Origin of the sequence: Roseixanthobacter finlandensis (assembly GCF_043195105.2) — a bacterium.
Classification (GTDB): domain Bacteria; phylum Pseudomonadota; class Alphaproteobacteria; order Rhizobiales; family Xanthobacteraceae; genus NCEH01.
This window is the reverse complement of the sequence record NZ_CM195536.1, coordinates 115,986-129,571: the sequence shown is the minus strand read 5'-3', so window position 1 is coordinate 129,571 and position 13,586 is coordinate 115,986. Positions and strand designations below refer to the sequence as shown.

Annotated in this window: 10 protein-coding genes; 4 read left to right on the top strand and 6 right to left on the bottom strand. The window is 65.4% G+C overall.

Features of this window, described 5'->3' with window-relative positions:
* The 3 genes from V5G24_RS00710 to htpG all read right to left on the bottom strand — a co-directional run bounded on the left by V5G24_RS00710 (window position 1) and on the right by htpG (window position 4,190).
* Window positions 1-381 carry a response regulator gene (locus tag V5G24_RS00710; protein WP_394078592.1) on the bottom strand — a complete coding sequence of 127 codons (381 nt, stop codon included), beginning with the start codon at window positions 379-381 and terminating at the stop codon, window positions 1-3.
* Window positions 378-1,874, bottom strand: coding sequence for a sensor histidine kinase (locus V5G24_RS00705; RefSeq protein WP_394078590.1), 1,497 nt, complete (start codon window positions 1,872-1,874; stop codon window positions 378-380). The genes V5G24_RS00710 and V5G24_RS00705 overlap by 4 nt, the downstream gene beginning before the upstream one ends.
* A 399-nt stretch (window positions 1,875-2,273) precedes the next feature.
* Entirely contained in the window at window positions 2,274-4,190 is a 1,917-nt protein-coding gene (gene htpG / locus V5G24_RS00700; RefSeq protein ID WP_394078588.1) for a molecular chaperone HtpG, read from the bottom strand.
* A gap of 293 nt (window positions 4,191-4,483) precedes the next feature.
* Here htpG and V5G24_RS00695 point away from each other — a divergent pair, with 293 nt between their 5' ends.
* Complete coding sequence (locus tag V5G24_RS00695) at window positions 4,484-5,551, top strand: hypothetical protein (protein ID WP_394078586.1); 1,068 nt, start codon at window positions 4,484-4,486, stop codon at window positions 5,549-5,551.
* Between the two features lie 36 nt (window positions 5,552-5,587).
* On the opposite strand, the gene V5G24_RS00690 is transcribed toward V5G24_RS00695, so the two are convergent.
* A complete protein-coding gene (locus tag V5G24_RS00690) occupies window positions 5,588-6,601 on the bottom strand; it encodes an NAD-dependent epimerase/dehydratase family protein (protein ID WP_394078584.1) in 1,014 nt (337 codons plus the stop codon).
* An 87-nt stretch (window positions 6,602-6,688) separates the two neighbouring features.
* On the opposite strand from V5G24_RS00690, the gene V5G24_RS00685 reads away from it, so the two are divergent.
* The 3 genes from V5G24_RS00685 to V5G24_RS00675 all read left to right on the top strand — a co-directional run bounded on the left by V5G24_RS00685 (window position 6,689) and on the right by V5G24_RS00675 (window position 10,612).
* Window positions 6,689-7,585 (top strand): LysR family transcriptional regulator, encoded by an 897-nt coding sequence (locus V5G24_RS00685; protein ID WP_394078582.1) that lies wholly within the window; start codon window positions 6,689-6,691, stop codon window positions 7,583-7,585.
* Window positions 7,586-7,669: 84 nt separating this feature from the next.
* Window positions 7,670-10,027, top strand: coding sequence for an Orn/Lys/Arg family decarboxylase (locus V5G24_RS00680; protein ID WP_394078580.1), 2,358 nt, complete (start codon window positions 7,670-7,672; stop codon window positions 10,025-10,027).
* Between the two features lie 24 nt (window positions 10,028-10,051).
* Window positions 10,052-10,612 (top strand): GNAT family N-acetyltransferase, encoded by a 561-nt coding sequence (locus V5G24_RS00675; protein WP_394078578.1) that lies wholly within the window; start codon window positions 10,052-10,054, stop codon window positions 10,610-10,612.
* A gap of 63 nt (window positions 10,613-10,675) precedes the next feature.
* On the opposite strand, the gene V5G24_RS00670 is transcribed toward V5G24_RS00675, so the two are convergent.
* Together V5G24_RS00670 and V5G24_RS00665 are read right to left on the bottom strand one after the other, a co-directional pair.
* Window positions 10,676-11,182, bottom strand: a complete 507-nt coding sequence (locus V5G24_RS00670; RefSeq protein WP_394078576.1) for an acetone carboxylase subunit gamma — start codon at window positions 11,180-11,182, stop codon at window positions 10,676-10,678.
* Window positions 11,183-11,248: 66 nt separating this feature from the next.
* Complete coding sequence (locus V5G24_RS00665) at window positions 11,249-13,579, bottom strand: hydantoinase B/oxoprolinase family protein (RefSeq protein ID WP_394078574.1); 2,331 nt, start codon at window positions 13,577-13,579, stop codon at window positions 11,249-11,251.
* Window positions 13,580-13,586: the final 7 nt, after the last annotated feature.

Sequence of the window (13,586 nt, the reverse complement as noted above, 5' to 3'; positions counted from 1 at the left end):
TCATCGGCTCGATCGCTGGGGCGGCAGGTGACGGGCGATCTGATGGACGAAGATTTCCGGGTCGATGGGCTTGGACAGATAGTCGTCGAACCCCGCGGCGATGATGTTTTCGCGATCGCCCGACATGGCCGAGGCCGTCACCGCCACGACCGGGATCCCGGCGAGGGCGGGATCCCGCTTGATCGCGGCGACGATCTCAAAGCCGTTCATGCCGGGCAGTTGCACGTCACTGATGACGAGGTCCGGCCGGTGCGTGCGCACCAGCTCAAACCCCGCGCGGCCGTCGCCGGTTTCGATCACCTCATAGCCCGTGCATTTGAGAATGTAGGTCATGAGCTCGCGGCTAGTGGGATGGTCTTCGATGACGAGGATCCTGGTCATGAAACGGACCCCGCCGGCAAGGTCAATGTAAAGGTCGAGCCCTTGCCATATTCGCTTTCCAGCGCGATGCGTCCTCCCAGGTGTTCCGCCAGCCGGCGGCTGATGTGCAGGCCGAGTCCGCTGCCCTCGCGCGGCCCGGTTTCGGATTCGAAGCGCGCGAAGGCGTCGAATACGGTCGGCATATGCTCGGCGCGGATGCCGACGCCGGTGTCGGCCACGGTGAATTGCACCTCGCCCGCCGCGCCGTCCAGCGCCGGGCCGAGTCCGACATGGATGCTGCCATAGTCGCAGAATTTCACCGCATTGGCGCACAGATTGGTGAGGATCTGCGTCAGGGCGCGGCGGTCGGTGCGGGCGATCAGGTTCGCCTCGGGCATGTCGAGGCTGAAGCGAAGCCCCTTCTGCTCGACCTGGTGCAGCAGCGCGCCGAACACGCCGCGCAGCACCTCCTGGCACACCACCGGCTCCATGCTGAGTTCGAACTTGTCGGCCTCGATGCGGGCAAGGTCCAGCAGGTCGTTGATCAGCGACAGCAGGTGGCGCCCGCTGCTCTGAATGGTCTTCAGCTGGCGCTCCTGATCGTCGTTGAGGGGACCGGGCAGGCGCATCAGCAAAGTGCCCGTGAAGCCGATGACGGCATTCAGCGGCGTGCGCAATTCATGGCTCATGGTGGCCAGAAAACGATCCTTGGCTTGCATGGCGCTGGCGAGCTGCTCGTTCTTCTCCCGCAGCGCCGCTTCGAAGCGCTTGCGCTCGGTGGCGTCGCGGATGGCGCTGAGCACCAGCGTGCCTTCCGGCGTCTGGAGTGGACTCAGGCTGATATCGACCGGAAATTCCGAGCCGTCGGCGCGCCGTCCGTGCAGCTCAAGCCCCACGCCCATGGCGCGGACGCGCGGCTGGGCCACATAGCCCGCCCGGTGATGCAGATGGGCCCCGCGCAGGCGCTCCGGCAGCAGGCGTTCCACCGGCTCGCCGATCAGGCTGCCCGCTGCATAGCCGAACAGCGCCTCGGCCTGGCTGTTGATCAGCACGATGCGGCCGGTCGCGTTGAGTACGACGATCGCGTCCGGCATCAGTTCGAACAGGTCGCGGAAACGGGTTTCCAGCAGCTTGGCATCGCGCTGCACCCGCAATTGCGTCACGTCCTTCTCGCCCAGCACGATCAGCGGGGCACCGCCGCCATTGGTATGGGTGATACGCTTGGCGGTGACGTCCACATACATCAGCACCCCGTCCTTGCGCCGGCGCAGCGCTTCATAGGTGCTGGGGCCGCTGGCCGGCAGGTCGTTGAGGGGGTCGGCGGCCCCGTTCGGCGCATCGCTGGGCAGAACCAGTTCACGCAGCCGACCGCCGATCGCCTCGCGCGGGGCATAGCCATAGAGCCGCTCGGCGCCGCGATTCCACACCAGGACGCGATGCTCGGCGTCGATGGCGATCACCGCGTCGGGTGCCTCTTCGAGGATCAAGGCATCGTAGCCGCGGTCGCTGTCCATCGTGCGAGGTTCTCCGCTGAGGCGCGTATACGATCCGAAGTTTGCATGCAGCTAACTAACGGGGCCTTTTCACTGACCATGCCGGCACGTTTCGTCAGCGCGTATCAGTTATCATTATAATTATGCCGCACAACTTGCGATAGGTGCCACAGGCGGAAATCACTTTCCTATTATTGGGGCGCGCCGCCAATTTGTTCGCCATTGCGAAATCAATGTGGTGCGGCACGGGAATGTTCCGCCGTGCGGTTTGATCAGCGGGACCGAGCAGCTGCGATTGCGGGCGACTATTGTAGCGGGAGGGCCTTTCGAGCGCGGTCAAGGGGCAGCACATCGGCCCGGCAGGCGCCGGGCCCTGGAGCGCGCGTCGATCGGGCCGGTTCTGCCCGATCGGCCTGAGGCTCAGCGTAGCGCGCGGGCGATCAGCCGGCCGAGCCGGGCGGAAAAGGCGCGAGGATCGCTCGGGCGTTCGCCATCGGCGATCTGCGCCTCGTCGAGCAGCAACCGCGCGGCGTCCTCGCGGAAGGCGGCTTCGTCCTCGCCCAGGTCCGCCAGCTTGAGGACCAGATCGTGGCGCGGATTTATCTCCAGCACCGGCTTGGCCCCGGCGCCGGCGCGCCCCGCACTGGCCAGCAGCTTCTCCAATTGCCGGTCCATCCCGGTGTCGGCGGCAACCAGGCACACCGGGCTTTCCGTGAGCCGGTCGGACGCGCGCACGTCGGAGACCGCCTCGTCCAGCGCCGTCTTGAGATAGGCGATGAAGGCCGAGACCGCTTCGCTGGCCTCGGCGGCGGGCTGGTCGGCGCCCTCCAGCAGCGGGATCAGCTTCAGGTCCGCCGAGCCTTGGGTGACTGACTTGAAGGGCTTGCCCTCGTAATCCAGGCCCGCCGTCACCCAGAAGCTATCCACCTGGTCCGGCAGCAGCAGCACTTCGATGCCGCGGGCGCGGAACCCTTCGAGCTGCGGGGAGGCGGCGATGCGCTCCAGGTCGCTGCCGGTGGAATAATAGATCGCGGTCTGGTTCTCCTTCAGCGCCGCGACATAATCCTTCAGCGCGCGCCAGGCGCCTCCGGAGGCCGTGGTCTTGAAGCGGGCGAGGTTCAAAAGCGCGGTGCGGCGCTCGTAATCCTCATAGAGCCCTTCCTTCAGCACCGGCCCGAAATTTTCCCAGATGGCGTCATAGGCGTCGGCATCGTTGGCCGCGAGCTTTTCCAATTCGCCGAGGATGCGATTGGAGACGCCTTTTTTGATGGCGGCGAGGATCGGGCTTTCCTGGATCATCTCGCGCGACATGTTCAGCGGCAGGTCGGCGGAATCCACCAGCCCGCGCACGAAGCGCAGATAGCGCGGCAGCAATTCCGCCTCGTCGGTGATGAACACCCGCTTCACATAGAGCTTCATGCGCCCGTGGCGGTCGGGATCGAACAAGTCGAACGGCTTGGCGCCGGGCACGAAGGCGAGCACCGCATATTCGTGCCGCCCTTCCGCTCGATAGTGCAGTGTCAGCGCCGGATCGTCGAACTGGCCGGCGACGCTGCGATAGAAATCGGCATATTCCTCTTCGCTGACCTCGGATCTGGGCTTGGTCCAGAGCGCGGCGCCGTCGGCGATCTCGGAAGGCTCCTCCTCGCCCGTGCCGATGAGTACGATCGGCACCGGAACATGGCCGGACTGGGCCTTAACGATGCGCTCCAGATTGTAGCGCTCGCAATAGGCCACTGCATCTTCCATCAGATGCAACACCACGCGGGTGCCGCGCGCGGGGGCTTCCGCCAGATTGACCGGGGCGATGGTGTAGGTGCCCTTGCCGTCGGAGGACCAGAGCGAAGCCTGTTCGCTGCCGGCGCGACGCGAGATCACGTCCACTTTCTCCGCCACCATGAAGGCGGAATAGAAGCCGACGCCGAACTGGCCGATGAGCTGCGTGCCCTCCCCGCCCGCATTGGCGGCGATGCGGTCCATGAACGCCTTGGTGCCCGAGCGCGCGATGGTGCCGAGCGCTTCCGCCATGTCGATGGCGCTCATGCCGATGCCATTGTCCTCAATGACGAGGCGGCGCGCTTCCGCATCGGGACGCAGGGTAATGCGCAGCTTCGGATCGTCGCCGAGAAGGGCGGGTTCGCCGATGGCCTCGTAGCGCAGCTTCTCGCAGGCATCGGCGGCATTGGAGATCAGCTCACGCAGGAATACGTCCTTGTCCGAATAGACCGCGTGCACCATCAGGTGCAGCAGCTTGGCCACATCGGCCTCGAAGGCGTGGGTCTCGGGGGCGGGGGCGCTTGGGGCGGCGCTCTCGGTGGCAGCGCTCTCGGGGGTCATGGCGGCAGCTCTCCGGTTGAAGGCGACGACCAGATGGCGGATGCCCCCGCCGATTTCAAGGGGCGGCCCGGACAGGAGGCGCCAGCCGGGCGCACCGGGCTGTTCTCCTTAAAGGTGCATCCTCTGCGCTTTCATCCTTAGCCATCTTCTTTGTTATTGCTGGTTTTCGTCGCCATGAGAGAGCGAGAGCTGTATAAAATTGCATCTCTGAGATGCTTACATATATTATTCAACCTACAAATGCGTCTCAGTCTTCGATGCGCGATTGGGAGCGCCGCAGGGGGGAAGGGACCATGGCCGTCCATCGGATCATCGGGAAACACATCATTTCTGAAGAGGAATTGCGCAACAACCCGTCCAGGATCGCGGAAATCATGCAAAGTCAGCGGCCGCCGGCCCTTGGCGGGCAGATCAGGGCCCTCGGCGCCACGACCCCCTATATGCCCATCGGCAAGGGCCTCCCGCTGACCGTGCTGATCCGCCACGTCTATACCGGGCAGCATCCCGACCCGAATTTCCTTGGCCATAACGGCGATATCGCCGTGGTGTCAGGTGTGCGGGACTTCGACGTGTTCAACGCCGCGGCGCGCGCGCTCAATTTCATTCAGGAATCGGTGCCGCCCAACTCGCATTTGAACGCACCCAGCGCCTTCACCAACGGCACGCCGCTGGTTGCCTATTCGCCCGCGGTGCTCGCGGATTCCATCACGCTGACCATCGAGCTTGCGGCCGCGCGGTTTCCGCAGGGCTTCGTCAAATCCTTGTCCGGCGCCTTCACCGCCCTCGCGGGGATTCCGATGCTGATGCCCTATGCGGGCTGGCTCCTCGGCAGCGGGCAGATCACGAAGCTGGCCGGCGACATCGGCCACGCCCTGATGGACGGGCCGGTGTTCACGCAGACCGAGCGGCTCGATTTCGAGCTGCCGGGCGCGACAATGGCGATCGCGGATTTTCGCGTGATCTCCAGATCGGAATTCCCCGCGCATCTTTTCGCATACAAGGAGGGCAAAGGCCTCGTCGACCTCGACGATCAGGCCTATCGGGGCGAGCAGCCTTATGTGGTGGTGAGCCTCGACGGGCGCAGGAACGACAAATACGCCAAGTTCGCCCCCACGCTCGCCAGCGCCGCCGTGTTGGAGCGCTTCTTTCAGGTGAAGGAGGGGCAGCAGGCCGCCATCGATACGCTGATCGAGGGCATGCGGCTCGCCTCCGATCTGAAATATCGGCAACTGGCCGAAGGGCTGGCCCAGGATATCGCCGCCGCCGCGGGCGATGCCGAGACGATCAAGTCCCTCACCCAGCAATTGAAGGCGGTGCGCGACAACATCCAAACCCCCGCGCTCCGCCCGCCCATGCCCTGAGCGCCGCACGGGCGGCCTCGCCGAGTGTCCGTATCCTCACGGCGCCGGCTGGCCTTGAGGGGCGCCCGCTTGATCGGGCAGGCAGCCGAGGCCCGCGAGGGTCTCGCGCACGGCGCTGAAGAGCGGCGTGTGGGGCTCGGCGCCGAGGAATGCCACGAGGCGTGCATTGTTCATGCGCAGCGGCACCCGCCAGAGATAACGCATCTCCCCCATCTCCCGGAATGTGGTCACGAACGGCGCGGCGAGCGTGACCAGCCACCAGGGAAAGGGCCGGGCCTTGAGATCCGGCCGGCCCGATGCGGCACGGATGGCCGCGCTCATCTCGGTTCCGTCGGCATCCCAATGGCCGTCCATGTGAAACACCGCGAAGGCATCGAGCGCGTCGGCGCGTTCCGCAAGTTGCACCATGGTCCGCGCCACGTCCGGCAGATAGGCCCATTGGTGGCCGATGCCGGGCAGTCCGGGCGTGCTGATGGCGCGCACCGGCCGGCCGGGCCGCACCAGGCCCTGCGAGAACCAATTGTTGCCGGCATGGGGACCAAAGAAATCGCCCGCCCGCACGATCAGCGCCCGCACCCCTTCGGCTGAGACCGCGCGCAGCCGGCGTTCCATGGCAACGCGGATCGCGCCCTTGCGGGTGGTCGGATTCTGCGGGGCGTCTTCGTCCGGACCCGCGAAGGCATCCGGGCCGAAATTATAGACCGTGCCCGGCAGCAGGATGCGGGCGCCGCTGACCCGCGCCGCCGCGATGGTGTTCTCAAGCATGGGCAGCACCAGCTTATCCCAGTTGCGATAGCCGGGCGGGTTGACGGCATGGACGATCAGCCTTGCCCCTTTCGCCGCCGCCACCACCGCGTTGGCATCCATGGCATCGCCCTTGAGCCAATGGATCCCACGCTCCGGCCGGCGCCAGCGCGCGGCGGCGGATTGCGGATCGCGCGCCAGGGCATTCACCTGCCACCCCCGGCGCAGCAGTTCCGCCGTCACCTCGCCGCCGATGCCGCCTGTCGCGCCCAGCACCAGCGCCGTCTTTTCCAATGTGTCCGTCATATCCGTCTCCCGGTCTTGCGAGGATAGAACGGGGTTTCGCCCTCATATGGAATTGCCAAAGCTGGCGCAGCAGCTAGTATGAAATGTATGAGCCTGACCGCCGCCGACTGGGAGAATCAGCGCGCCTTTCTCGCGGTGCTGGAGCATGGCAGCCTGTCTGCCGCGGCACGGGAGCTGGCCGTGGCGCAGGCAACCGTCCGGCGGCGACTGGAGGCGCTGGAACGTGGGCTCGGGCAGGCGCTGTTCACGCGTTCGCCCTCCGGCCTTATGCCGACCGCGGCGGCGCGGGCGCTTGGACCGCACGCACGGGCCATGGCGACCGCCGCCGCCGCCTTCGCCCGCACCGCCTCGGCGGACGTGGGCGCGCTCGCCGGCACGGTGCGCATCACGGCGAGTGAGATGGTGGGCGCCCATGTGCTGCCCGCCATCCTGGCCGAACTGCTGGAGCGCCATCCGCGCCTGCGGTTCGAGAGCCATCTCAGCAACCGGACCGAAGATCTGCTGCACCAGGAGGCGGACATCGCCGTGCGCATGGTGCGGCCGGTGCAGAGCGCGCTGGTGGTGAAGCCCGTGGGCGCGGTGAAGCTCGGCCTGTTCGCCGCGCCGGTCTGTCTCGCGCGCGCCGGCGTGCCGCGTGACCTCGCCGATCTCGCCCGCTTCGCCCTCGTCGGCCCGGATCGCGACGTGGATTTCCTGCGCGCCCTCGCCACGCTGGGCGACGGCGTGGTGCCCGACGCGCTGGCCTATCGCACCGACAGCCATTTCGCGCAGTTGGAGGCGATCCGCGCCGGGGCCGGCATCGGCGTCTGCCAGGTGGCGTTGGCGGCGCGCGCGCCGGTGCTGACGCGCCTTTTGCCCGATCTGTTCGATCTGCGGCTGGAGACCTTCGTCGTCATGCATGAGGACCTGCGGCAGGTGCGCCGGGTGCGCGCCACGTTCGACCATTTGGTGTCCCGCCTCCGGGCCTATTGCGCTCTGGCGTGAGGCGGCGCGGTTGTGAGCCGCGCCGTCACGGCATTGTCATGAAACGCGTCGACACCTCCGGTTCGGATCAAAGCGGGTGCCCAGATGGACTATTTCAAGCGCTTCAACTTCCTGTTCGCGACACCGGTCTTTGACGCGGAAGACCTGGAAGGCGCCCGTTACAACCAGATCGTCAAAGAGATCGAAAGCTCCGGCTTCGAGGTGGTGAAGGCGCGCAATCTGGAAGACGCGGAAATCGCCGTGCAGACCGATGCCGCCATCGGCTGCATGCTGGTGGATTGGGGCAAGAAGGGCCTGGAGGGCAAGACCGCCTCTCTCATCAACCTCATGCGCCGGCGCGGCCTCGATTTCCCGATCATCCTGCTGATCCGCCGCAAGCGCTTCGAGGATGTGCCGGTGGAGGTGCTGGACTTCATCGACGGCTATGTCTTCCTCTCCGAGGAGACCCCCGCTTTCATCGCCAAGAATCTCATCAGCCGGCTGAAGCAATATGCCGAGACGCTGAAGACCCCGTTCTTCGGCGCCCTGGTGGATTATGCGGAAGAGGGCAACCAGCTCTGGACCTGCCCCGGGCATAATGGCGGGGTGTTCTATTCCAGAAGCCCCATCGGCCGCGTGTTCATGGAGCATCTGGGCGAGGCTGTGTTCCGCGACGACCTCGACAATTCCGTGCTCGACCTCGGCGACCTCTTGACCCACGAGGGTCCCGCGCTCCAGGCGCAGAAGGAAGCGGCGAAGATCTTCGGCGCGGAGAAGACCTATTTCGTGCTGAACGGGACCTCCACCTCCAACAAGGTGGCGCTGACCGCTTTGGTCACCGACGGCGATCTCGTGCTGTTCGACCGCAACAACCACAAGGCCGCCCACCATGGCGCGCTGTTGATCGCCGGCGGCATCCCGGTCTATGTGCCCACCGTGCGCAATGCCTGGGGTCTCATCGGCCCGATGGATTTCGCGGCGCTGGACGAAGCGGCCCTGCGCGAGCGCATCCGCACCCATCCGCTGGTGAAGGATCCGGAGGCGTGGAAGAAGCCGCGCCCGTTCCGCGTCGCCGTGGTGGAGCAGTGCACCTATGACGGCACGATCCACAATGCCGAGATGATCCTGAAAACGATCGGCCATCTGTGCGACTACATTTTGTTCGACGAGGCATGGGCGGGCTTCATGAAGTTCCACCCGCTCTATGCCGGACGCTTCGCCATGGGCCTCGCGGACCTCGGCCCCGATGCGCCGGGCATCATCGCCACCCAATCCACCCACAAGCAGCTCGCGAGCTTCTCGCAGGCCTCCCAGATCCACATGAAGGACCGGCACATCACCGGCCAGAAGCGGCGCGTGGAGCATCGCCGCTTCAACGAGAGCTTCATGCAGCACGCCTCCACCTCGCCGTTTTATCCCTTGTTCGCCTCCCTCGACGTGGGTGCGCAGATGATGAAGGGCCGCTCGGGCGAAGTGCTGTGGGACGACACGATCCGCCTCGGCATCGAGCTGCGCAAGAAGATCCGCGCGGTGCGGCGCGAGTTCGAGGAGAAGGAGCAGCGCCCCGAGCGGCGCTGGTTCTTCGAGCCGTTCGTCCCCGATCGGGTGGCGATCCCGGACGTGTCGAGCCCCGGCGCGGTGCATGACGTGCCGTGGGAGAGCGTCGCCACCGACCAGCTCGCCACCAACCCGGCCTTCTGGCATCTAACCCCTGGCGCCGCCTGGCACGGGTTCGCCGGCATGGCGGCGGGCTTCGCCATGACCGACCCCAACAAGCTGACCCTCCTCACTCCCGGCTTCGACCGCGTCACCGGCGCCTATGCCGAGCACGGCATCCCGGCGCCGGTGGTGGCGCAATATCTGCGCGAGAACCGCATCGTCGCCGAGAAGAACGACCTGAATTCGCTGCTCTTCCTGCTGACGCCAGGGGTGGAGGCCAGCAAGGCGGGGACGCTGATCAGCGGCCTCGTCGCCTTCAAGAAGCTGCATGACGAGAATGCGCTGTTGGAAGAAGCAATCCCGGAATTCTTCCGCCGCCGCCCCGCCCGCTATGCCGGGGTGCGGCTGCGTGACCTGTGCGGGGAGATGCACCGCTTCTTCCGCGGCGCCAATGTCAGCGCGCTCCAGGCGATGCAGTTTTCCGCCGCGCACCTGCCGCAGATCGCGATGTCGCCCCACGATGCGGCGCGCGCTTTGGTGCGCAACGATGTGGATTTCCTGCCCATCGACGCCATTTCCGGCCGCATCGCGACGACGCCGTTCGTGGTCTACCCGCCGGGCATCGCCACCATCGTGCCGGGCGAGCGATTGACCGAGCGGGCGCAACCGATGATCGATTATCTCAAGATGTTCGAAGCCTGCTTCAACACCTTCCCGGGCTTTGACGTGGAGATCCAGGGCGTCTATCGCGAATTGGATGCAGCGGGCCGCGTGCGGCTCTACACATATGTGGTCGCCGAATAGGCCGAAGGAGTTTCAGGGTCGCCCATGGAGCAGGAGCAAGCTGTCGTCGTCCGCCCGTCGCGGGATTCGGATGTGGATGCCATGCTGGCGATCTATCGCCGCCACATCCGCCGCGGCGTCGAGGAAGGGGTGGACGACGGCGAGATGCCGCAGCCGGACGATCTGCGCGAGCGGCGCAAGAATCTGAAGAGCCGCCGCTTCCCCCACATTGTCGCGCTGCGGGGCGGCGTGGTGGTGGGCTATGCCTATGTGGTGCTGTTCCGCAAACGTCCGGCCTATCGCTACAGCGTCAAGCACTCAATCTATGTGCACCACGAGCATGTCGGCCAGGGCATCGGCCGCGTGCTCATGCGCGGGCTGATCGATGCCTGCGCGGCCGCCGGCTTCCGGCAGATGATCGGCTATATCGATGCCGACAATATCGCCTCGCTCACCCTGCACGAGCGGTTCGGCTTCGTGCGCGTGGGCCTGCTGCCGGGGGTGGCCTATCGCTACGGCCGGTGGTCTGACAGCGTGATGGTGCAGCGCTCTCTTGGCGCCGGCGCCACCGCCCCGCCGCCGCCTTTGCCGCTCTCCACCCGCTGAGAAACACGGCCGCCGGCCCCAAAGCCAAACCCGGAGAGCGCGGGCGCTCTCCGGGCAGGGCCATCAGGCGTCGACGCGCTCGGGCACCGGCAGGCCGAGCCAGTCCTTGTAGAAGGTGTCGATGTCCGGCTCGAAATCGCGGATCACCGGATACCAGGGGGTGGGCGCTTCGACGTCGTGCAAGGTGCCGCATTCCGGGCAATAAAATTCCCGCAGCACCTGCCAGGAGGAGGTCGGCGTCATCAGGCGCGGATAGATCTCCTCCATCTTTTCCGCCGTGTCGCGGACATGCACGCGGGCGAACAGCTTCCAGTTTTCGCGCCAGTCGCAGAAATCATGGCCGCATTCGCAGCGGATCTTCCATTGCTTGGTATCCTTGAGCTGGACCATGAACAATTTCGGGCCGAGCGGCAGGATGATCTTGTCATCCCAGGGCATGCGTTGCTGAAGGATCTCCATATAGATGGAGAAGCGCTCCGGGTCCTTCGGTGTGGCGAGCATCTGGTGCAGCGTGTCGTGGTCGATCTTGCCATCGACGAGGTCGGCGATCTTGGCGCGTGTGTAGGCCATGGGTGTCCTCCTGAATTTTGCTGATTGAGACGAAGGGCACCGGCGCGCGGCCGGTGCCCGGCGCGCTTATTGTTCGACGAATTGCACGGTCTTCACGTCGGGCAGCTCGGACACGTCCATGTGGTAATGCGAGCCGTAATGGGGGATGCCGATCTCTTCCTCCAACAGCGTCCACTCCGCCGGAAGATCCCAGAACGTCTGGAAGTCCTTGAAGAACTTAGGCCCGAGCTTGAAGGACGAGGCGAACATCTGCTTGACGTGGTCGCCCGCGTCCTTGGCGAGAATCTTCTCGCGCTCGCCCTTCATCCAGTCGCGGGTGGGAACAGACTTGGCGAGCCGCTCGGCGCGGATCTCCTTGCGCCGCGCGGCGGTGGCGGGAGCATCCACGGCATAGGTGCCGTCCGCGCCCTTTTCCGCCACGACGCCATAGACCTGAAGGGCGAAGCGCTCCACCAGATAGCCGCCGTTGATGTCGTCCACCACGCTCTGCGGATCCCGGTCGATCGGATCGCCGAAGCCGGGGCCGCCGCGCATGTAATTGAGATAGAGGTCGTAATCCTTGAACATCTCCTCGGTGGTGATGGCCTGCTTGTCGCGCTTGATCTTGGCGTCGGGCATCATCGCGTCCCACACCGGGTTCTGCGGATCGGTATCGCCGCCGAACGGCAGCGGCGCGCCGGAGGCGATCAGCTCCTTCAACCCGGTGTCATGGGCGGCGAAGCGATAGCCGGAGGCGGCGGGATAGCCGCCCATCAACCCCCAGTCCGAGGACATGTGGCCGTTGCCCATGAAGAACATGGTCCAGTCCTTGGCGTTCCAGACCATGCGCAGGCTTTCGAAGCCGCAGCCGCCGCGATACTTGCCGGCGCCGCCGGAGGAGGCCTTGATCTGGCGGCCGAGATAGACCAGCGGCTCGGCCAGTTCCCAGATCTCCATGTCGCCCATGTCGCCTTCCGGGTTCCAGATGGCGGCGGCATGGGAAAGGCCGTCATGCACGGCGGTGGCGCCGGTGCCGTTGGCGGCGCATTCGAACGAGTTCACCGCATGGATCTCGTCATATTGGTTGAAGCCGCCGCCCTGCAGCCAGTTGGAAGTGTTGGCGTTGCCGGCATTCACCTCCTCCAGATAGCCGCGCCCGAAATAGGAGCGCGACAGGCCGCGCCAGAGCGCCGTCCAGGTCGAGACCAGGAAGTGCCAGGAATAGGAGAATGCGACGCGGCGGTCGTCCGGGTTCATCCAGGTGCCCTTGGGCAGGCGGAATTCGGTGCCGTAGGCCGCCCCGTCATTGATCATTTCGGAGGGGATCAGGGTCTGGGTCATCATCACCCAGATGCCCGAGGTGAAGCTCACCTGATGGGCATTGTAGGTGTGCCAGCCCCAGCGGCTGGAGCCTTCGAAATCGAGCCGCCACGTGCCGTCGCCGCGGATGGTGATTTCCGAGGGCGAATGCATGATGGTGTCGATCTTGGCGAAGTCGGACGGCACCCGCACGTCCTCATGGGCATAAGGAACGTCCACGAAGCCCACCTGCCGGTAGGTGCCGGGAATGGTCATGGCCTTGATGCGGTTTTGCAGGCCCTGCCGGCCATGCTCGACTGCCTCATAGGCGAACTTCCAATAGGCCTCGATGCCCTCTTCCGCGACCACCTCTTCCACCAGCTTGCGGATCATGTGGCAGCCGGCGATGCGGGTGCGCTCGTCCAGCATCCAATAGCGGGTGGTGCGCACCATGCGCTGGCTTTCGTGCAGCCAGTCGCGGAACAGCGTGTCGTCTGCGCCCACCTTGCGGCAGGTGATCTGATAGCCGTCGCCGAAGCGCTGCACCTGTCCGGTGGACATGGAGCCCGGCCCCACCGAACCGGTATCGATGACGTGCGTGACGCCGCCGACCCAGCCGATCAGCTCGCCCTCCCAGAAGATCGGCACGATGGTGTGGATGTCGCAGGGATGGACGTTCCCGATCAGGCAGTCGTTGTTGCAGAAGATATCCTTGTCCTTGATGCCGGGATTGCTCTCCCAGTCGTTCTCGATCATGTATTTAATCGCCGCACCCATGGTTCCCACATGGATGATGATGCCGGTTGAGGTGAGAATGCTGTCGCCCGCCGCATTATAGAGGGTGAAGCACAGTTCACCCTCCTGCTCGACGATGGGCGAGGCGGCGATTTTCTTGGCGGTCTCGCGCGCATCCACCACGCCGGCGCGCAGGCGGGAGAACAATTTGTTGTAATGGATGGGCTGGCTGTCGCGCAGCTCCATCTTCTCAAGGCCTGCGTAATGCTTGGTGCGCTTGGTCGCTTCCATCAGGCGGTCGCGATGTTCCTTCAGGGTCTCCCCGCCGCGCACGATGCCGCGTGTGGCGCCTTGCGCGCCCTGGGGCCGAACATTGATGTTCATCTTGGCG

What these genes read in the sequence shown, in the direction of transcription:
- V5G24_RS00670 (WP_394078576.1), bottom strand. Translation starts at nt 11,182, where the DNA reads ATGGCCTACACACGCGCCAAGATCGCCGACCTCGTCGATGGCAAGATC.
- V5G24_RS00675 (WP_394078578.1), top strand. Translation starts at nt 10,052, where the DNA reads ATGGAGCAGGAGCAAGCTGTCGTCGTCCGCCCGTCGCGGGATTCGGAT.
- V5G24_RS00710 (WP_394078592.1), bottom strand. Translation starts at nt 381, where the DNA reads ATGACCAGGATCCTCGTCATCGAAGACCATCCCACTAGCCGCGAGCTC.
- V5G24_RS00705 (WP_394078590.1), bottom strand. Translation starts at nt 1,874, where the DNA reads ATGGACAGCGACCGCGGCTACGATGCCTTGATCCTCGAAGAGGCACCC.
- htpG (WP_394078588.1), bottom strand. Translation starts at nt 4,190, where the DNA reads ATGACCCCCGAGAGCGCTGCCACCGAGAGCGCCGCCCCAAGCGCCCCC.
- V5G24_RS00685 (WP_394078582.1), top strand. Translation starts at nt 6,689, where the DNA reads ATGAGCCTGACCGCCGCCGACTGGGAGAATCAGCGCGCCTTTCTCGCG.
- V5G24_RS00690 (WP_394078584.1), bottom strand. Translation starts at nt 6,601, where the DNA reads ATGACGGACACATTGGAAAAGACGGCGCTGGTGCTGGGCGCGACAGGC.
- V5G24_RS00665 (WP_394078574.1), bottom strand. Translation starts at nt 13,579, where the DNA reads ATGAACATCAATGTTCGGCCCCAGGGCGCGCAAGGCGCCACACGCGGC.
- V5G24_RS00695 (WP_394078586.1), top strand. Translation starts at nt 4,484, where the DNA reads ATGGCCGTCCATCGGATCATCGGGAAACACATCATTTCTGAAGAGGAA.
- V5G24_RS00680 (WP_394078580.1), top strand. Translation starts at nt 7,670, where the DNA reads ATGGACTATTTCAAGCGCTTCAACTTCCTGTTCGCGACACCGGTCTTT.